This window comes from Pedobacter cryoconitis, assembly GCF_014200605.1.
GTDB classification, from domain to species: domain Bacteria; phylum Bacteroidota; class Bacteroidia; order Sphingobacteriales; family Sphingobacteriaceae; genus Pedobacter; species Pedobacter cryoconitis_B.
Window position 1 is genome coordinate 205,216 of the sequence record NZ_JACHCE010000006.1, and the last position, 19,326, is coordinate 224,541.

Sequence of the window (19,326 nt, forward strand, 5' to 3'; positions counted from 1 at the left end):
TAACTATTATTTTAGATTATGAGATACTTAGCAATTAATATCAACTATAAGCTAGATCAGGATTGGTACTGCAAATTAGGATCTATAAAAGATTGTTATCAATATTTTAACAGTCTGGGGCCGCAACATGGTCCGGGCGTTGCAATATATGATACAGAAATGAAAAAATATATGTGGCTCGACGAGACATACCGGGAGGATAACGCCCGTTTAAATCAGATTATACTGGACGCTACAAAGTCTATATAAGTCTAAAAATGAGTTAACCCAAAGGACAGTTGTCGCAGCGTTTGCCTTTTTTGTATTTCTCACAGCACTCTTTTTTCTTTTTAGACTTTGACTTTGAATGCTTTTTGTCTTTATGTTTTTTCTTATCCACTTTAACCTTACAAACCTCACTAAGAAGAATAAGGTACAAATTTACAATTAATTACTGAAACAGATCAGATAAGCCTGATACTATTAAACCATTTTTCATAGATCGCATCATAAACACCATTAGACTTCAATAAGGCAAGAGTCTCGTTGATTTGATTTTTAAGAACCAGATCACCCTTTTTCATAGCTATAGCATATTCAGACTCCGTTCCTGGCATAAACATGCCTATTTCTAAAGTTTTATGTTTTGCCAGAAAACCACCTACAATCGGCGAATCATCTATCAATACATCTATTTTATGGGCAAGCAGCTTCTTATAGAGTTCATCATTTGTATCTGTATGAACAGTAACATTGCCAGGAAATTGCGCCATTACATATTTTTCTGCCTCGGTAGCAGTACGGATACCAATCTTCTTGTCCTTAAAATCGCTTAAATCGGTCAGATTATTCCCTCGGTTAACAACTGCACATAATTGAAATTGCAGATAAGGCTTACTGAATTCCAGGATCATTTGTCTGGAGGTGGTCATTGTAACTGCAGAGCAGATCATATCCAGCTCTCCTTTATATAATTTTTCGAGGATAGTTTTCCATAATGAAACCTCATATCGTAATTCAAGGTTCAAAACTTCAGCAACCGCCTGGATCATATCTACCTCAAATCCTTCAAAAACAGATGAATTGTAATCGCTGTGTAAGGGAAAAGGGGCTGCAGAATCCAGTCCTATCTTCAATATTTGTTTCATAATTTATTATTTCAATTCTCAGGGTAACATTTTTGTCTCTATCCCTTCTTTTATCCATTTTTCTTAATGGATATTAACAACCTGCACCAACCTGTTGTTTTATCCTGACAATTTTAGTTAATTTTAAGGGTCTTTTTCAATATTTTCCAATATAAATATTTCATTTGACGATCAGAAAATTAAAACTATCAGAAAACACTGATTAATAATAGAGTTATCCCGGCAGCAAATAGCGTACTGAGAAAATTCACCCAGTCATTACTCAAAAAATTACGGCGTTCCAGACTTGCTCCCATCACAGAATCTGATAAATTACCTGCAAAACCTGCAAAAATAAGTATAAACAGATGACTGTCTTTACCAGTAAACAGTATATAGATTAATGAAATCAGTCCTGCTCCAGCCACTCCTATCAGTGTACCTTCCAAACTAATCAACCCATCCAAACCCTTATTTTCATTTTTCCAGCTTAAACAATTATAAAACCTTTTTCCATATAACACACCTAATTCTGAAGATAAGGTGTCTGCGGTAGCAGAAGCAAAACTTCCTGCAACCATAGCCAGTAAAACGATTCTATGCTCAGGAAAAATCATAGCTAATAAAGAAAGTACTGTAGCTACCCCCGCATTAGCAAGAACCTGCCCTGGTTTTCTTTGTACTGAATCACCTGGTTTATCCAGTTGCTGTTTCATGTTTCTTCCCCATACAGTTGCAAATGTACCGGACAAAAAGAAAGCAGCCATTAAAGCTAGTCCGGCATAGCCCGCGCCAGTATAAATGATTGTTCCGCATATTACTCCTGTAATTGCTGCAGCTCCGGTTAATTTTTTAGTATAAAAGCTGAAATAACCACCTGCAATTAGTAAGGCGATAACGGCGAAAGCTGCCGGTTGAATTAACATAGTTAAAAGTAATAAAATTTATGAGACAGCTTTGACAAGATTGAATTTATTCTTTGTAATTTTAAAAAATATATGTTTCGTTATTTTTTCTCTGCCTTATTACTTTTCATAAGTATTTCGTGTGCACTCTATGCGCAAGAAAAACCGCGTTTAAGAGATACTGTGGCTCAGCAGGATGTAAACGATATATTCAAAATATTGTTTAAAAAAAATAAGAAACCCGATACAACTTTCAAGAAAGCCAACAGTCTCGCTATACTTCCTTCCATCGGTTATACACCAAGTACAGGATTCATGTTTGGAGCCGATGTCTCTATTACCAGGATATTTGGTGATCCCCAAAAAACAACAATATCAATTTTTGATGCTTTTGCAGCCGTATCAACCAATCAGCTTGCTTTAGTGCAATTAAAACATAATGTGTACTCCGAAGGAAACAAATGGTACCTGGAAGGAAGCTGGGAATTTGGTAAAACATTAGTTCTTGATCATGGCATTGGTACAGGCAAAGATGATCCGGGTATCTTTCCGATCAAATATACTTATGCAAAACTTTATGAAAATATCTACCGGAAAATATTTGATAATTTTTATGCAGGTGCAGGAGTAGCTTTTAATTATTATACCAATATTGATGATGAACGTGAAAATGGTGCCAAATCAAAAACACGTAATCACTTTTATAGTGTAAAAAACGGGTTCCCAACTTATGGTTATTCGGCCAGTGGATTTCTGGTTAATCTTCAATATGATACCAGGGATCAGCCCTTTCGTCCATATAAAGGAATATATATCAATTTATCGTTCAGATCTAACAAAACATGGTTTGGCAGCGACCGTGATGCTAATCAGATTAAAACAGAACTCAGAAAATACTGGTCTTTATCTAAAAAAAATCCTGAACACGTTCTTGCCTACTGGCTATGGGGTTCATATTTACTGAATGGTGCTATCCCCTATCTGGAATTACCGGGAACAGGTAGTGATACTTATCAGCGTTTGGGACGAGGCTATACAATTTCCCGTTTTAAAGGCCCTTCCTACTTTTACAATGAGTTAGAATACAGATTTCCGATTACAGCAAATAAACTAATCAGCGGTGTGACGTTCTTTAATATGCAAACTGCAAATAACCAGTTCCGTACTCCCTTATTTAAATATTGGGAACCAGGAGGCGGCGCAGGAATACGTATCTTATTCAATAAACACACCCGAACTAATCTATGTCTGGACTATGGGGTTGGTAACGGCTCAAATGGATTTTTCTTAGGCCTCAATGAGGCGTTCTAGAACTCAAACTGTACTCTGGCCCTTAAACCATATTTGGAGATACCCGGATTCTGCAAATAATTAAATCTTCTGACCAAATCTAAACGGATTACTTTAAAGATATTACCAACTCCTATGCTTCCTTCCATATAAGGCAGCTTACCTAAAGAATAAGTCGTTTTAATACCATCACTGTTAACCGGGAATTGCAATAAAGATGGGTCCTGATTTGGATCATTCTCTTTTCTTACCCCGCCATATAAAACTTTAAAAGTAGCATATTCTCTTAATTTCAACTTTTTGATCAGTGGTATTCTATTGAAGAATAAGCCATTGAAATTATGGTCTAAATTTAAACTCACATAATGATCACTTACAAATTCCATAAAATTCATCAGATTATAAGCATAGGTCTGATAAGAATAACTTTGATTAGCTCTATGGATATCCAGTAATGGAAAAGGCACCTTACCAGCGATATAACCACCCTCTAAACGGATATCAGAACGGCCAAACTGAGACAAATAAAAACGCTTATCAATTGAAGCCATGAAATTCTGATAATTATATTGTCCTCCTAATAATCCTTTGATACCAGCAGCATAATTGAAATTAAATACAGGATATTTTTCAATCAAACGTTCACGAAAAGTTTTACCCTGATAAAACTTCTCATGGGGAGCATAACGTAAGTCTAAACTAAGTTCTGAGGTGGTTAACCTGTCGGTACGAACAAGTTGATTGTCTGCATAACGATCAAAAACAAGTGACCCCGCAGCAGTTTGCGTCCACTTTTTAAATCCAAGATTGAAAGAAAAGTGATTACTATATTCCTGCATATATTCCAGTCTGTAATAGTCGCTGTACAAAAACTGATTACTCTCTCCTCGCTTAAAAGAAGAAACAAAGTTATCTTCCGGAATGATGTTCTTAGCACCATCCCCCGGAATTTCTACATCACGCTGAAAACCAGCCCGGATAAAGCTCTGAGGAAAAGTATAAATAGATTTATTGTTAAATGCATAAGCTCCGCTCAGATACCCCTTCCATCTTTCATCCTTAATCCCGTAAGCAACATAAGTATCAAAATAGAACCTTTTACTAAAATCTGTGGTCGTACGGCCACCAATTCTTGGTCTGAACCCTTCCAGGCTATTGAAAGTATAAAAACTATAAAAAGGGCCAACTTCAACCGGACCGTATTTTTTATAGCCGATAAAAAAGAAAGAAGCAATATCCATCATCCGTTTAAAGGATTTCATTTTGCCAAGGCTATCCATATTATGATAGATCTTAACCTTTTCTTTGGCCAGTGTATCCAGACGATTGCCTGCCCAAAACTCATCAGATCTGCTTTCTGCTTCCGGAACTACAACAAGGCTCTCTCCTTTATAAAGTTCATCTGGTTGCGCAACATTTGTTTTATAATCTTTTATAATAACAGTTCTTTCCCCCTTAAAGCCTCTCCCACCATCACTACCAACCCCAAAGTCCATCAGCAGATGACTTCTGCTCAGGTGGAATTTCCCTAAAGAATCCTGTTCAAAATTAAGCTTAACCTCTAAAGATCTGACAAAATTTATGTTTATTCCCTTTCCTGTTTTCAATAAAGCATTCTGGACAGCATACTTCCCATCCATAGTGATATAAATCCGGCCTTCAAATAATAATGAATTTTTATTACGGGGAACAAATGAAAGCTCAATTAAATTAGGCTTACTTGTCTTAATCGTGTCAGTGATAAAAAACTTATAAAATGCAGGCGCACCATCCGCAATAGGACTCAAAAACTGACTATTTGTGAAAATAATGTTATTATCATAAATGTTTACATCAGCATACATTCTTTCAAAATAATTACCGATCGCATTGTTATCTACCAAACCCTGATCAAAATTCACATGTTTATCAGCCAGCATAATTACCTTCTTTTTTTCAGGATCTTTACGGTAATAGTTTTTAGACAACCTTTCACGGAAATAAACAGGCATAATATTTTTCCCGCCAATCTCGGATGAATCCTGTACATCGAACAAGAACTGGTACTTACGGAGAATCTTTTTGTTTTTAAATTTCTCAGAAAGGTTACTTAGTGAAAATTGCATCCAGTCATATTGCTCAAACTCCACATTTTTTGCACTTTCAAGTCTGTTCATTGGCTTATGCTCGATAACCTTTCTAATGAGTTCTACTGCCGGGTTACCTTTATTATGATAAGGAGCTTTTTTGTTTGAACTGATATTGACTTCAACTAAATTTTGGGATTCTTCCTGCAGCTTAATATTCAACACCTGCTCTTTTCCAGCTATTACCGGAAAATAACGGGTCTTAAAGCCGACATATTCAACCTGCAACTGACTATAAGGTTCGGTTGTACTAATTTCATATTTTCCGTTAGCATCAGTTTTGGTAGCTACTTTTGATCCTTTAAACAGGACTGTAACATAAGGTATGGGGCTTTTATCCTTAATATTTGTGATAGCTCCAGAAATTTTAGTACTCTGGGCAGCGGCCTGAAGCGTAAAAAAGAAAACCAGTACTGTCAGTACACAAAAAGACTTCTTTGAGATATTAATCATAATTTAAACGCCGGGCCTAAGTCTTTTTTATTAAAAATAGCAGAAATAATTACATAATCTGTAAAACAGATTAAATTTTGCCATATGATGCTGCAACATATCATATGACAACTCTAATTAACCAAATGTTTATGAATTAAGATGTTAATGTATGTTAAAAAGCGTAATGTTTTTTAATTTGAAACAATAAAATCAAAAAACACAGGGTATATAGTTCTGCTTACAGGAACACAACACTAACTTAAGCTAATTGTTTTCTCTCTGAATGATTTTGGCGCTGCCATAGTCTGGCGCTTAAAGAAAAGATTAAAATTTGCAGGATATTCAAAACCCAGGCAATAGCCTATTTCTGAAATATTCCATTCAGTATGGGTAAGCAGTGCGATAGCTTCATTTGCAATACGCCCGGAGATATGCTCAGAAGTAGTTTTACCTGTTACTTCTTTAACAGCATGGTTAAGGTGGTTCACATGAATAGATAAACGTTCAGCAAAATCATTTGCCGTACGCAGCTGAAGAACATGATCAGGAGAATAGATAGGAAATTGTCTCTCCAGCAATTCAAAAAACAAAGATGCAATACGTGATGAAGCATTATTTGATCTGACCGGGGTCTCAGACGGACGGGTCTTCATGGCTTCATGGATCAGCAGGTTCACATAATTACGGATTAAATCATACTTATACGTATAATCACTTTCCATCTCAGCTATCATTTTTTCAAATATCCTGGCTACATTCTGCTGCTGTTCTTCTTTGATATAAAAAACAGGGTTATCCTGTATCCTTGCCAGCAGGGAATTCTTAAGCGGTTCTGTTCGCTGGCGCATGAAATTTTCAGTAAACAAACAAAAATAACCAGATTGAAATTCAGAAGTTGCTTCCCATGAATATGGAATCGTCTGATTGGTAAACATCAATGCACAACCATCAATTTCTATGTGCTGATTTGGATAATGAAGAACGCCTTTACCAATGATATAAGCGATTTTATAAAAATCCCTCCTATTATAAGGTGAGGGATTTAATGTGCAATAGCCAAACCTTTTAAATACATTAAAATGGCCCGTATGTGCATCAAGTATAGGGTTTGGAATAGTGACGTCTGGTCTGTTGACTGCAAACATCTCATAAAATTCCTGAAGGGACATACTTTTTTTCACGCATTAAAATTGCATAAATTTTAATATGTCCCTATATTTTTTGTGTAATATTATGGTTTGATAACGTCTCCGGGATGAATTTCTTCATTTGCCTGACTAACCAGCACATCTCCCTCTTTTATATCTCCGAAAATTTCTACTCTGTCATCAGTTTCACGACCTTTTTTGACGCTAACTTTTTCAGCTTTTCCATCTTTTGAACGAATTACAAATACACCCTCTGCACTATCAACTATTGCAGTTTTAGGAACAGTAAAAGTACTCGCATTTGCTGGCAGCGGCATAGAAACATCTGCTACCATTCCTGGCAATAGTTTTTTAGTTAGATTGGGTACATCCATCTCCACTCTTTCTGAACGCAAACGCTGATCCAGTGCACCAGACAACCTTTTAACCTTAGCAGTAAATAACATATCAGGCTGTGATTTTACCGTAAAAGAGATATCATCTCCTTCTTTAAGATAGCCGGTATAGAGTTCTGGTACAGAAACAGCCAGACGCAAATGTTTTTGCTGCTGTATAGTAAATAATGGAAATTCAGATCCTTTTCCGGATGGTCCGACATAGGCACCTAAATTCACATTTCTTGAAGAAACGATACCATCAAAAGGCGCACGGATTTCCAGGTAATTCTGAATAGAGCCTACTTCTCTATAAGCAGCTTTGGCTGCATTAAATTGTGCAAGATCAGAATTTCTCTTGGCAATAGCCTGATCCAGGTCATTCTTAGAAATTGTCCCTGGTGTTTTACTTGTTTCAAACAAACGGTCATAGTTCGCTTTACTTGCTGTATAAACTGCCTCCTGAGATTTTAAACGGGAGTCAGCTGCTGCAAGCTGAGAAGTTAGCTCTGGTGCTTCCAATGTCATGAGTAACTGACCTTGTGTAACCTCCGAACCAATATCGGCCTTTAAAGTTTTCACAAAGCTGCTTACTTTTGCATAAAGATCTACCTGCTGGTAAGCTATCAGCTCACCAGGTATTTTCAGCGAAGTAGCCATCTTTTCTTTACTTAAAACAAAAGTTTTAATCTCAGGCTTCTTTTCAGTTGCTTTATTTTCTTTTTTCTCTTCATGATTACAGCTGCTGATCAAGGCAGTAATTACGAGACTGCTTAGAAAAAGGGAAGTTCGGCTGAATATTTTTTTGTTCATTATATGATAATCTATGTACCTGTTCAATTTTTTATTTATATGGTGTTAAACACCTTAATCTTCTTTTAACCCTTTAATATAATGGGCGCTTTCTTCATCTTCCGGATCTAAAGACAACGATTGTGTAGACACTTTACCCTGTACCCATGCAAATACCATTGGCAGGATAATCAGTACAGCAAAAGTTGAAGCGATCAATCCACCGATTACAGCTCTTCCTAAAGGTGAAACCTGATCTCCTCCTTCTCCATGGCCAATTGCCATAGGTAACATACCTGCAACCATCGCCACACTAGTCATAATGATAGGGCGCAAACGTAAACCTGCGGCTTCTCTTGCAGACAGTAAAGCATTTCCATTATGTTTTCTTAGTTCTTCGGCATTGGTAATCAGCAGTACGGCATTGGCAATAGACACACCGACAGACATGATAATTCCCATATAAGACTGTAAGTTAAGTGTTGATCCCGTAATTTTCAATAAAAGCAGTGAACCCAATACAACAGCCGGAACAGTTGCAAGAATTACCAGCGGTACCCTGAAAGACTGGAAGTTAGCAGAAAGCATCAGGAAGATTACGACAATAGCAACCAGTAAACCAGTCTGCAGGCTATTTAATGTTTCATCGAGTACCTTTCCAAGACCAATTTGTTCTACCACAACTCCCCTGGGCAATTCACCCAGATTTTTTATAGCCAGAGCAACGTCTTTATTTGCTGAACCTAAATCTTTATCATTCAGATTTGCAGTTACAGAAAGATATGGAGTAGCACCAAGGTTATCGCTTTCCCCATAAGTAGTATCCGGTTTAATCGTGGCTACATCACTCAATACAGGTCTGCTATTGTTTTTCAATAAAGGGATCTCTCCAAGATCATCTTTACTATTCATCTGATTTAAAGGGACCTGTACCTGTACACCATAGGATAAACCTATTTTTTCATCTACCCAGTTATTTTTATCGGTATAACGTGAAGACGAAGTTGACGCAACAAGTGATTTAGATATATCGGCCAGGTCCACTCCCAGCTGAGCAGCACGCACCCTGTCAATATTGATATTTAACGAAGGATATTTAATAGGCTGTGCAATCTGCACATCTCTCATATATTGAATCTTTTTGAGTTCAACAGCGATCTTGTTTGCATATTCCTCATTTGTCTTTTTGTTTTTACCAGCTATCCTGACCTCAACCGGAGTCGGAGAACCCTGACTTAATACTTTATCAGTTAATTCGATAGGCTCAAATGATAGTTTTACATCAGGGATTTCTTTTTTAACCTCATCACGCAGCTTATCTTTCAGCTCATCCATATTCACATGATAATCTTTCAATGCGATCTGGAAAACAGCTTCATGAGGTCCTCCCATAAATAAATAGATAGGGTTCACAGAGAATAACGCAGGGTGTTGTCCTACATAAACAGAAGTTATACCCACATGCTCAGGACCAACCAGTTTCTTCAGAACTCTCAGAATCAGGTTTGCTTTTTCTTCAGTCCTTTCTAAACGTGTACCATCAGGAGCCCTCATCCTCAGCTGAAACTGACTTGAATTCACCTTAGGCAATACGTCGCGGCCAATATTACTTAACAGCAGGATTGCAGAACTAATAATTACTACCAGATAAATTATAACTACCGGTTTACGGATCAGGAATAACCGGTCTATAAAACGCATAAACCTGTTTCTGAATTTGTCAAACAGTGTTATTTTTCCTTCTTCATTATAACCCTCTCTCTCTACCAGAATCTTTTTCTGATTCAATGTTTCCTGCTCAGATTCTAAAGTTAAACCTGTCTGGTTGAAAGCATCTTCATCATCAGTAATTGTAGCATCAGTCTTTTTATGCTTATGCGGATGTGCAACCATCAGCCAGTTGGCCAGAATAGGCACAAAAGTTTGAGAAAGCAGAAAAGAAATGATCATAGAGAAACCAATCGCCAGGGCTAATGGTAAAAATAGTGCCCCTGGTATGCCTGACATCGTAAATGCGGGTGCAAATACAGCAAGGATACATAACAGAATCAGCAATTTAGGGAAAGCAATCTCCTTACACGCATCCCATATCGCGAGCGCTTTGGGCTTGCCCATGTCAAAATGCTGGTGAATATTCTCTATGGTTACCGTCGATTCATCTACCAGAATACCAATTGCAAGTGCCAGACCTGAGAGCGACATGATATTAATTGTCTGACCAAATAATTTCAGGAATAATACACCTGCGATAATTGAAGTAGGGATTGTAAGAATAACAATTAAGGCTGCTCTTCTATCTCCCAAAAATAACAATACCATCAAACCAGTCAGAATAGCTCCTATAGCTCCCTCACTGATTAAACTTTCTACCGCATTAATAACCGATACAGACTGGTCAAATTCGTAAGATAGTTTCACATCCTCTGGTAATGTATTTTGGATTTTTGGCAAATTAGCTTTCAAATTCTTTACCACATCCCATGTTGAAGCGTCTCCTGATTTAGCAATACTCAAATAAACAGAACGTTTACCGTTAATCAATGCATAACCATTTGTTACGTCCGCACCATCTTTTACACTGGCAACGTCACGTAAATACAAATTCTGAACCCCTCCTTTAAATAAAGGAATATTTTCAAAATCCTTGATCTCTTTAATTGTATAGTTGGTTGGGGTAATATAGTTTTTATCCCCTATACGCACATTTCCTGAAGGCGCAGTCTGATTGTTTATACTGATTGCACTTACAATCTGCTCAACAGTCAGGTTATGCGATCGCATCAGCCCCGGGTTAACATTAATCTCTACAGTACGCGGACTACCTCCAAAAGGTGCAGGAGCCAGTAAACCTGGAATAGCAGTAAAAGAGGCACGGACATAGGTATTCGCTAAATCCTGCAACTCATTATTACTGCGGGTCGGACTACTTAATACCAACTGTCCGATAGGCAGCGAAGAAGCGTCAAACCTGATGATAAAGGGGGGCTGGGAACCGGGGGGAAAGATTGCCTGGGCCCGATTAGACAACGCACTGAGCTCTGATGCCGCCTGCGCCATATTAGTTCCTTCATAATAGGTGAGCTTCATTAGCATCAACCCTTGTGTGTTTTTAGTTTCAATACTTTTTATCCCATTGGCAAAAAGCAAAACATTCACATAGTTTTTAGCAAAATAAGACTCCATTTGCGTAGGTGTATATCCCCCAAAAGGGTGGGCGATATAAATAACCGGCAAATTCATCTGAGGCAAAATATCTACCTTGATACTGGTCATGGCACTAATACCAAAGAACAGTAAACCGGCAACAAACACCATTATAGAAATGGGTTTACGTAGTGCAAAACGTATTAAATTCATATCTGGGTAGCGGCTTAAAATTCGTTAATAAATAGATTATAATCACCCATTGCAGCTGATTTCAACAATAAAGCCTGCCAAACATTAGTATAGGCAATATCACGGTCAGTTTCGGCCCTGTTTAATGCATAAAGAGCCTGCGTCAGATCTACAATCGTGGTTAACCCGTTTTTATACAAGGTACTTTTCTGCAAGTAAGCCTCACTTGCCGCCTTTACCTGTATAGGTGCTTCATTGTAATTATCCATGGCATTTTTAATCTTGGTTTCAGCAAGGGCAAGCTGCGCATGTAATTGCTGATCAACCAGCTCATATTCGTTTTCTAAACCGTTCGATATATAACGCTGTGCTTTAACCTGCGGAGAAGTGCGCAGAATAGATGTTAAGTTCCAGGTTACACCAACGCCAAACAGATAATTCCCGCGGGTTGGATTAATTCCATCGCTATAACTATGCGAATACGCATTCAGGTTATTTGCATAATTAGCATCAAAACCAGAACCTCTGCCCTGAAATATCCCAATCAAAGAGAAAGTAGGATAAGCAAGTTTTTTATAATAATTCAATTGCTGATTACTTACATCTACTCTGTTACGGTAGAATTTAAGAAGCGGATGCTCTTTAAAGTTCACATTGGTATCGGCCAGTAAAATTGCCTGTGGTACATGGTTAATAGATGCCGTATCTACTTTGAAAGCAGTAGCGGTAACTCCCATCAGGATACCCAGCCTGTTGGCCTGTTCCTGTTCAAGATCTATCGCTTTAGTCAGTGCAATTTTAGCATTCGATACTTCAGCACCGGCCAATGAAGAATCCACACCAGCTATCAGTCCATTTCTTGCACGCAGAACGGCATTATCTTTAAAGATTGTTGCTCTTTCAAGATTCTTCTGCTGTGACTTAGTTAACCGTTGTGCTGCAAGCAAATTGAGATAAGCAGCAGACACACGCACTTCATGCTGAAAAACTTCCTGGCTCAAATCATTCACATCCCTTTTAAGGACTTCTTTCGAAACATTGATTTTTTCCCGGACTCTTCCGAAGCTAAAGAAATCCCAGCTGATGTTACTGAGATAAAGTGCTCCAAAAGCAGCATTCCAGTTTTGCTGGGCAAGTACCGGACCAGACGAAGCAGTGCTCAATCCGCCTAAAGCAGAAAGCGGTCCGTTCTGGCCGTTAATTGTACCATAGTCCTGCTGTGCAGCAAGTGTTAAATTAGGAAGGTATTCCCTTCGGGCCTGTTCAACAGTCTGTTTAGAGGCACTTACGTAATTGCTTTTTGCCTTTATAGTTCCATAATTGGCTATTGCGGTATGAATTGCATCCTTCATATTTAAAGTTTGGGCATCAACTGCTACAGCAGAACACAGGAAAGAGGAAAAAAGAATTGTAGAAAATGATATTCGGGGCATTAGATTGATGTTAAATTAAATCGATATTCTACTTAGTGTTTTTTGTACATAACAAAAGTATCTGTTATGACATCAACCGAAAATATTCAGTTCAAATCAATACTTATTAAATTCAAATAATTGGTCTTCAAATCACCTGAAAACTACCTATTTTGATATAAAAATTTCTTATTTAGATAAAAAACAAGCCAAAAAACCACAAATATTCAACTATAATTCATTTAAATGACATTATCCTGACCAGTACAGCAGCTAAGAACATAAAAAGCAGGTTACTTATATAGATTCTGGCTGATCAACCCTATAAATTTACATAATTCAAGTCATTTTCTGATAGATTATAGTTTTAATAAAGCCACTATAATAAAAAGCCTCCTTCAAAGACAGATAATCTTTTTCTCTAAACAGATGCTCCGTATTTACCAATGATTTTGCTTCTACAGACGATATTTTACTAAAAAACAGATACATCGTTTGTAATAATAACCATTGCCACCTCTTTCCTGACTGTCTTGTATAGTAAAAATCAGCAAATAACCATATTCCATCCTTTTTAAGCAACTTATTAAGCTGATTAAAGACAATTTCAACATGATCAGCAGAGAAATTATCAAAGAAAAATGCTGTGATTAAAACATCATATGAAAAATTTGTTTTAAAATCTTCCATTGCCGAATGAATAAACGTTACCGCATTACTTTTCACCTCTCTTTTTTTAGAAAGATCAAGCATTTTTGAAGAGATTTCTATATAGGTAATAGTTAAGCCTGAAGGGTGTATTTTAGCAATTTCTTCCAGAATCCAGCCCGTTCCACCTCCTGCTATTAAAACAGTACTGTTTGCTGGGATTGCATGTAACTGGTCAATCTGTGCTTTTACCTGTGCACGAAAAAAAACCATTCTGCTTAGCACATCGTAATATCCTGCTATACTGTCATAATTATTTTTCATTCCTTTAGCAGTGGTTTAAAATTACAACTAAACAAACTGCATAGCAATGATGCCGCAAATTGCTTTGACCATAATCAGTCCATCAATGACGATAAGATAATAAAATATTTTCTTTCTATTGTTCATTGAATAAGCAACTATTGCAGTAAGCACAAAAGGGATCAGATTAATCAATACTCTTGGCGCCGTGAAATGTTCAGTATAAGCAAAAAACAGTAAGGATAACATACCGGTAATCAAAAGTGGGATCAATACGTAAAATATTGTTTTCTTAAGACCTATCCTGACTACAAATGTTTTAAGCTGACTATTAGAATCAATTGCATAATCCTTTACATCAAACATAATCGCATTTACTGTACAAAACATCCAGTTTTTTATAAAAAGAAAATACCAGAGCGTAGTTTTAGCTACATCTGTATCAGCTTGTATTTTCAGCAAAATCAAGGGTAAGAGGTTTGCAGTAGCAGCCCATACAAAACCAATAATAAAAGGCTTAAACCAGCCGGTATTCCGTAAATTGAGATTAAAGAAAAAGACAGGCACTAAACCATAATACAGGATAGCCATACCTATTACCACTCCGACAACAATCCAGTATTCAAGGGGTAAATGCAGTATAGCTTCAAAATTACTGATCATCATGTAAAAAATAAGCCCGCCGCAAATCAAACTGAGCGTCAGCTGGCTTATCCTTATAAAATCACGATGTTCTGCATACCATGCTGTCCTGGGATTTTGTGTATACTGACTATTTTTTGCCCCCATATATGCATAGGTATAATAAACTATAGGTGCAAAAAATAATAGCAGATAGTAGGTCAGAGAATTGAAAGGCACCTTTAATTGTAGTGTGGATTCAATTGTCAGCGCCACTGCCAGTAAACCGATAAAATAGTTACCGAAAAATATAAACTTTATTAGCTTTAAACTCATGGCGAGATTTTCTGACCTGATATCATTCGTATTAATTTTCAGAGATATATTTTAATACAGCTATCATATCATCTTCACCTAACCCTTTTTGAACCGCAGCATCCAATGTATTGGAAAGTGATAAACCGATTGGAGTATTCAAGCCGTTTGCACCAGCGAGCCGGATATCTTTAGCAAGGAGCTTCAAAGCAAAAGCTGCCTTAAAATCATTATTAATGATATTTTCTGTTTTCATTTTTGTCATTCCACTGCCAACAGCACCAGCATTGATCAATGGCAATAATGTAGTTGCAGCCAGTCCATTTTTTTCTGCAAATACTACTGCTTCTGCCAAACCCTGTACAGTGATTCCAAGAAACAGGTTAATAGCCAATTTAGCTACATTTGCTTTTCCATTTTCACCAAGATAAACCGACGATTTTCCTAAGGCATCAAATACAGGTTTTACTTTTTGATAAACCTCTTCTTCTCCCCCAACCATAATAATCAATTGTGCCTCTTCAGCAGGTTTAACACTGCCCGAGACCGGTGCGTCAAGATAAGAAAAACCATGTTCTTTACAAGTCGCGGCCAGTTGTAAAGTCGTTTCAGGCGAAACAGTACTCATATCAACCGCAGTTATATCCTTGACAGGTTTAATAGATAAAATCCCATTCTCACCTAAAAAAACCTCTTTAACAGCTGTATCATCGCTCAGCATAGTTACAATCACATCAGTCTCAGTAACCAGATCAGCAGGTGAACCAGCCACCCTGATAGCTATTGTTTCCTGTAATGCTTTTGTTTTCTCCTGGTTACGGTTATACACCATAACTTCAAATCCGGCTTTCACCAGGTTTTTAACCATAGGAGTACCCATATTGCCAAGGCCTATCCATCCTATTTTCAATTTATTCATCTTTTAATGGTATTTTTTGAGTATATCTTCTATTCTTTCGTCCGGCACAAGATCCGTTACTGCAACCAATTTAATCCTCTTGAAGTCGGGATGCATGGTATTAAGCACATAATTATTACATTCAGGCATTACGGCCGATGGAACCCTGAGCACAGGAAACCTCAGATCATCAAACCATTGATTGCCCCTGGGCTGACAATGGCTGTAGTCATAAGGATCACGCCAATCGGGGTCGAGTGTACTTTCTTCTACCGTACTGATTAACATATCATCCGGAATTTCAATAAAAACCGTTTTAAAGTCCTGATTGAAACCTACCCCCTGTCTCCTCACCATATTCTCCATAAAGGCCAGCGGGATATTTTCTGCACAATAAATCACATGTTTACCAGCCGAAGCCCACCTTCCATTTACACCTGAGGCAGTAAGCGAGCCGGCATAATTTTTATGCCCTATTCTGAATACAATCATCTGTAAATTTAAACAGCATCACCATAAGCCATTTTTATCAGCTCATCTGCTACCAGGTCTACGCCTCCCGGAGTGGTTAGCCAGTCCATAGGTCGTTCTTTGGAATTCCAGAAAGGTTTATTTAACCAGTAACTGAATTCATCAACAGTACCAAATAGCTCTACCCCTTTTTTATAAAGCCCTATTAATTTAAGCAAATGCTCTCCATAAACAGGCTCAAGCAATTTCTTCTGTTCTTTATAATTGCTGATAGTCCGGGAAGAAATATTAATCAGGTCTGCCAGTGATTTATTAGATATATTGATCGCCTCGGCAAAATCGTAAAATAACCCTGGCTTTAACCCTTGTCTGGCATATTGAAACACCTTCATATCATCACTTACGTCTATTGCACTAAATTTGACGCGAAGTGTTTCTGTTCGTTTGTCTGAAAGTAATACACTTGTAGTTGACATATCTCCGGGTTTTAGAAGACTAATATACGAATATTTTCAATATCAACATTGAAAATATTCGTATATCCATTTAGCTAAGATCTCTTATTTACGCCGCTGTGACGATAATCGTTCAGCTCTGAACAAATTATCAGTTGCCTGCAGGATTTTTGCCTTCAGACGTGGATTATAAGCAGGATGATTTTTAAGAAAATCTCTGACAGTAGCTGCTGCTGCTTTACTTTGATAAGTACTAAAGGTAGCCAGTAACCAGGATTGCGGAAAAAAGATATCACCCGTAGACTGAATCTCTTCTAATAAACCAAGGCTCTTTTCTAAATAACCCACGCTATATTCCTGACGCAGCGGATGATGAAGATAATATAAAGCTGCCAGGACATTTGACTCTTTGGCTCTGTTAGCAGGGAATCTCAAACTGTCAAAAAAATCATCTCTAACACCTTTTTTTTCAGAAACAGCAGGAATAATAAATTCAAAACGCTTCTTCCTGTCAGGGTTAATAATTCTTGAGTCCTGTGTACCTAAAATAGTATCATCAGCATCACCTCTTACAGCTAATGAAAGTGCAAGGCTCGTATAATCATCTTCCGAAAGTGTTATTCCTTCAGGGGACTTCATATTTTTCCAGATTTGATAAAGTCTGTTTCTTGCTGTCTTACTCAGAAAAATATCCTGATAAGCTTTAAAAAGCTGTTTCTTATTGTTACTGCTTTTTTGCAGCAGCATTGCAGACCATAATTTATCTTCCAGCGCAACAGAAGATAATTGTCTTTCTTTAACATCACTAAACTGCCAGTAGATAGTACTTATATAATTACTCAGCAATCTGATATTGAGCTCTTCTTCTTCTTTTGCCAGTCCTTCACTGAAAAGTGTCAGCAAGGCTGCTGGTTGAATAGTTTTACCACTCAGCATTTGCTCATATAATGAAATATAGGCTACAGACCTATGCAAAGGTTTTTCTAAACTAAATAAATACTGCTGAATCAAAGGATCAACCGGCCATTGCCCATAACCATCCCCTGCAGAATTAAATAGTATAAATAATGGTTTTTCCAATCCTACAGCTTCTTTAAGCTCCAGTTTCTCAGCTGCTAAATCAGCATTGATTACCTTAACTAAGCCAGGATAAAATAAAGTAATTTCAAAAGTCTGCGGCCAGATCCTTTTTTCTCCATATTCAGCTTGCTGAGTAACTGTCAGTGCACTGATTTTATTACTCTGATAAGCTATCTGATAGTCAATTACTGGCCTGCCGCTTTCATTGACCCATATTTTATTCCATTTTTCAAGATCAACAGGAGTATGATCATCCAGAATACGGATTAAATCAGGCCAGGAAGCATTGCTATTTGCAAATTTCTTCAGATATTCTCTTACCCCCTGCTGAAATTTATTTTTTCCCATCAATTTCTCCAGCTGCTGCATCATCACAGGGGCTTTATGATAAATAATATTTCCATAAAGCGTCCCTGCATCTTTCAGGTTATCAAGTGGCTGACGGATAGGATTCGCACCCTCAGTACGATCTACAGCATAAGCAGCAGGAAAGTGATCAATAAGGAATTTAAGCGAATAATCATCTTTACTCCCTGATCCTTCTGCACTTTTATCAGCCATAAAATTAGCAAACACCTCTTTCATCCAAACATCCGAAAACCAGTCCATAGTAACCAGATCTCCAAACCACATATGTGCGGTTTCGTGTGCAATAAGGTTATTACGGGAATTTAGCTGATCTTTAGTTGCACCAGCATCTAAAAACAAACTGGCTGCTTTATATTGAATCGCTCCCGGATGTTCCATCCCACCAAACTGAAAATCAGGAATAGCTACAAAACCAAATTTCCGGAAAGGATATGGTATAGCTGTCCAGTCTTCAAAATATTTTAAAGAAGCAGAATGAATATCATATATAGCAGGCAAGCTTGGTTTAAGCTTACCTGTATCTGTTTCCCGGTATAAGAAATTTGCCTGCAGATTATTCACAATACCCTTATACAATTCAAATTTACCAGCAGCAAAAGCAAACAGATAAGTACTTAACAAATCAGAAGTTTTATAATGATACGTTGTCCGGTACTGCTCTTGTACCGAATCTTTAAGTTCAGCATTTGCTATCGCCTTCCAGTCTTTGGGTAAATGAAGTGTGAGTGTATAAGTTGCTTTCAGGTCCGGCTGGTCGAAACATGGAAAAACTGTCCTCGCTCTGTCCGGAACAAATAAAGTATACAGGTAATCAGAATTTCTGTTTAATGCCCCCTCACCTGCTTTGAATAAAATACGCACTTCATTATCACCCTTTTTCAAAAACTCTGGCAGCAGGATCAAGTGTTCCTTATCATGTTTCACAGACGCAGTTTTTCCATTGATAGTCAGCAAACTGATTTTTGAGGGATCCTCTTTAAAATCCAGCTGCAAAGGCAATCTGGCTGTACTCAGATTAAAATTCAGAACTTCATGTGCAGAAATTGCTTCCTTTTTCTGAGCAGGTATATTCAGTTCGAGCTTATAATGAATCTCAGTAAGTACTGATTTACGATAAACAGCCAGTGACCTGCTCACCCCGGTTTCAACAACCGGATCAGGAATGACCTTTCGCGAGGAACAGGAAACAAATACAATAAACAGAAACAAAAGGAATTCAAATCGAAGAGTCATAATGGCAAT

Annotated in this window: 15 protein-coding genes; 2 read left to right on the plus strand and 13 right to left on the minus strand. The window is 37.5% G+C overall.

Going from position 1 to position 19,326, the window contains the following annotated elements; genetic code table 11:
• Positions 1–18: 18 nt before the first annotated feature.
• Positions 19–249, plus strand: a complete 231-nt coding sequence (locus tag HDE68_RS18465; protein ID WP_183883706.1) for a hypothetical protein — start codon at positions 19–21, stop codon at positions 247–249.
• A 194-nt stretch (positions 250–443) separates the two neighbouring features.
• Here HDE68_RS18465 and HDE68_RS18470 read toward each other — a convergent pair whose 3' ends face one another.
• Both HDE68_RS18470 and HDE68_RS18475 read right to left on the minus strand, forming a co-directional pair.
• Positions 444–1,127: a substrate-binding periplasmic protein gene (locus tag HDE68_RS18470; RefSeq protein WP_183883707.1), complete on the minus strand. Its 684-nt coding sequence runs from the start codon at positions 1,125–1,127 to the stop codon at positions 444–446.
• Positions 1,128–1,315: 188 nt separating this feature from the next.
• The gene (locus tag HDE68_RS18475) at positions 1,316–2,032 is read right to left on the minus strand and encodes a DUF92 domain-containing protein (protein ID WP_183883708.1); all 717 of its coding nucleotides are present in this window, start codon (positions 2,030–2,032) and stop codon (positions 1,316–1,318) included.
• A 72-nt stretch (positions 2,033–2,104) separates the two neighbouring features.
• On the opposite strand from HDE68_RS18475, the gene HDE68_RS18480 reads away from it, so the two are divergent.
• Entirely contained in the window at positions 2,105–3,322 is a 1,218-nt protein-coding gene (locus tag HDE68_RS18480) for a BamA/TamA family outer membrane protein (protein ID WP_183883709.1), read from the plus strand.
• Here the strand turns inward: HDE68_RS18480 and HDE68_RS18485 are convergent.
• The 11 genes from HDE68_RS18485 to HDE68_RS18535 form a co-directional block, all read right to left on the minus strand.
• Positions 3,319–5,880, minus strand: a complete 2,562-nt coding sequence (locus HDE68_RS18485; protein WP_183883710.1) for a DUF5686 and carboxypeptidase-like regulatory domain-containing protein — start codon at positions 5,878–5,880, stop codon at positions 3,319–3,321. The two genes, HDE68_RS18480 and HDE68_RS18485, sit on opposite strands and share 4 nt — an antisense overlap.
• 236 nt (positions 5,881–6,116) lie before the next feature.
• Positions 6,117–7,031, minus strand: coding sequence for a helix-turn-helix domain-containing protein (locus tag HDE68_RS18490; RefSeq protein WP_183883711.1), 915 nt, complete (start codon positions 7,029–7,031; stop codon positions 6,117–6,119).
• Positions 7,032–7,093: 62 nt separating this feature from the next.
• Complete coding sequence (locus tag HDE68_RS18495) at positions 7,094–8,197, minus strand: efflux RND transporter periplasmic adaptor subunit (protein ID WP_183883712.1); 1,104 nt, start codon at positions 8,195–8,197, stop codon at positions 7,094–7,096.
• A gap of 54 nt (positions 8,198–8,251) precedes the next feature.
• Positions 8,252–11,533, minus strand: a complete 3,282-nt coding sequence (locus HDE68_RS18500) for an efflux RND transporter permease subunit (RefSeq protein WP_183883713.1) — start codon at positions 11,531–11,533, stop codon at positions 8,252–8,254.
• A gap of 14 nt (positions 11,534–11,547) precedes the next feature.
• A complete protein-coding gene (locus HDE68_RS18505; protein ID WP_183883714.1) occupies positions 11,548–12,945 on the minus strand; it encodes a TolC family protein in 1,398 nt (465 codons plus the stop codon).
• Between the two features lie 318 nt (positions 12,946–13,263).
• Positions 13,264–13,896, minus strand: coding sequence for a class I SAM-dependent methyltransferase (locus HDE68_RS18510; RefSeq protein ID WP_183883715.1), 633 nt, complete (start codon positions 13,894–13,896; stop codon positions 13,264–13,266).
• Positions 13,897–13,923: 27 nt separating this feature from the next.
• Positions 13,924–14,832, minus strand: coding sequence for a hypothetical protein (locus tag HDE68_RS18515; RefSeq protein WP_183883716.1), 909 nt, complete (start codon positions 14,830–14,832; stop codon positions 13,924–13,926).
• A 31-nt stretch (positions 14,833–14,863) separates the two neighbouring features.
• Positions 14,864–15,730 carry an NAD(P)-dependent oxidoreductase gene (locus HDE68_RS18520; protein ID WP_183883717.1) on the minus strand — a complete coding sequence of 289 codons (867 nt, stop codon included), beginning with the start codon at positions 15,728–15,730 and terminating at the stop codon, positions 14,864–14,866.
• Positions 15,731–15,733: 3 nt separating this feature from the next.
• Complete coding sequence (locus HDE68_RS18525; protein ID WP_183883718.1) at positions 15,734–16,201, minus strand: RES family NAD+ phosphorylase; 468 nt, start codon at positions 16,199–16,201, stop codon at positions 15,734–15,736.
• 8 nt (positions 16,202–16,209) lie between these two features.
• The gene (locus HDE68_RS18530; RefSeq protein WP_221300792.1) at positions 16,210–16,656 is read right to left on the minus strand and encodes an antitoxin Xre-like helix-turn-helix domain-containing protein; all 447 of its coding nucleotides are present in this window, start codon (positions 16,654–16,656) and stop codon (positions 16,210–16,212) included.
• An 84-nt stretch (positions 16,657–16,740) separates the two neighbouring features.
• The gene (locus HDE68_RS18535; protein WP_183883719.1) at positions 16,741–19,317 is read right to left on the minus strand and encodes a M1 family metallopeptidase; all 2,577 of its coding nucleotides are present in this window, start codon (positions 19,315–19,317) and stop codon (positions 16,741–16,743) included.
• Positions 19,318–19,326 lie beyond the last annotated feature (9 nt).

Excerpts from the sequence above, each read along its gene's own strand:
- HDE68_RS18495 (WP_183883712.1), bottom strand. The coding sequence starts at position 8,197 with ATGAACAAAAAAATATTCAGCCGAACTTCCCTTTTTCTAAGCAGTCTC.
- HDE68_RS18490 (WP_183883711.1), bottom strand. The coding sequence starts at position 7,031 with ATGTCCCTTCAGGAATTTTATGAGATGTTTGCAGTCAACAGACCAGAC.
- HDE68_RS18520 (WP_183883717.1), bottom strand. The coding sequence starts at position 15,730 with ATGAATAAATTGAAAATAGGATGGATAGGCCTTGGCAATATGGGTACT.
- HDE68_RS18510 (WP_183883715.1), bottom strand. The coding sequence starts at position 13,896 with ATGAAAAATAATTATGACAGTATAGCAGGATATTACGATGTGCTAAGC.
- HDE68_RS18530 (WP_221300792.1), bottom strand. The coding sequence starts at position 16,656 with ATGTCAACTACAAGTGTATTACTTTCAGACAAACGAACAGAAACACTT.
- HDE68_RS18525 (WP_183883718.1), bottom strand. The coding sequence starts at position 16,201 with ATGATTGTATTCAGAATAGGGCATAAAAATTATGCCGGCTCGCTTACT.
- HDE68_RS18500 (WP_183883713.1), bottom strand. The coding sequence starts at position 11,533 with ATGAATTTAATACGTTTTGCACTACGTAAACCCATTTCTATAATGGTG.
- HDE68_RS18475 (WP_183883708.1), bottom strand. The coding sequence starts at position 2,032 with ATGTTAATTCAACCGGCAGCTTTCGCCGTTATCGCCTTACTAATTGCA.
- HDE68_RS18485 (WP_183883710.1), bottom strand. The coding sequence starts at position 5,880 with ATGATTAATATCTCAAAGAAGTCTTTTTGTGTACTGACAGTACTGGTT.
- HDE68_RS18505 (WP_183883714.1), bottom strand. The coding sequence starts at position 12,945 with ATGCCCCGAATATCATTTTCTACAATTCTTTTTTCCTCTTTCCTGTGT.
- HDE68_RS18465 (WP_183883706.1), top strand. The coding sequence starts at position 19 with ATGAGATACTTAGCAATTAATATCAACTATAAGCTAGATCAGGATTGG.
- HDE68_RS18515 (WP_183883716.1), bottom strand. The coding sequence starts at position 14,832 with ATGAGTTTAAAGCTAATAAAGTTTATATTTTTCGGTAACTATTTTATC.
- HDE68_RS18480 (WP_183883709.1), top strand. The coding sequence starts at position 2,105 with ATGTTTCGTTATTTTTTCTCTGCCTTATTACTTTTCATAAGTATTTCG.
- HDE68_RS18535 (WP_183883719.1), bottom strand. The coding sequence starts at position 19,317 with ATGACTCTTCGATTTGAATTCCTTTTGTTTCTGTTTATTGTATTTGTT.
- HDE68_RS18470 (WP_183883707.1), bottom strand. The coding sequence starts at position 1,127 with ATGAAACAAATATTGAAGATAGGACTGGATTCTGCAGCCCCTTTTCCC.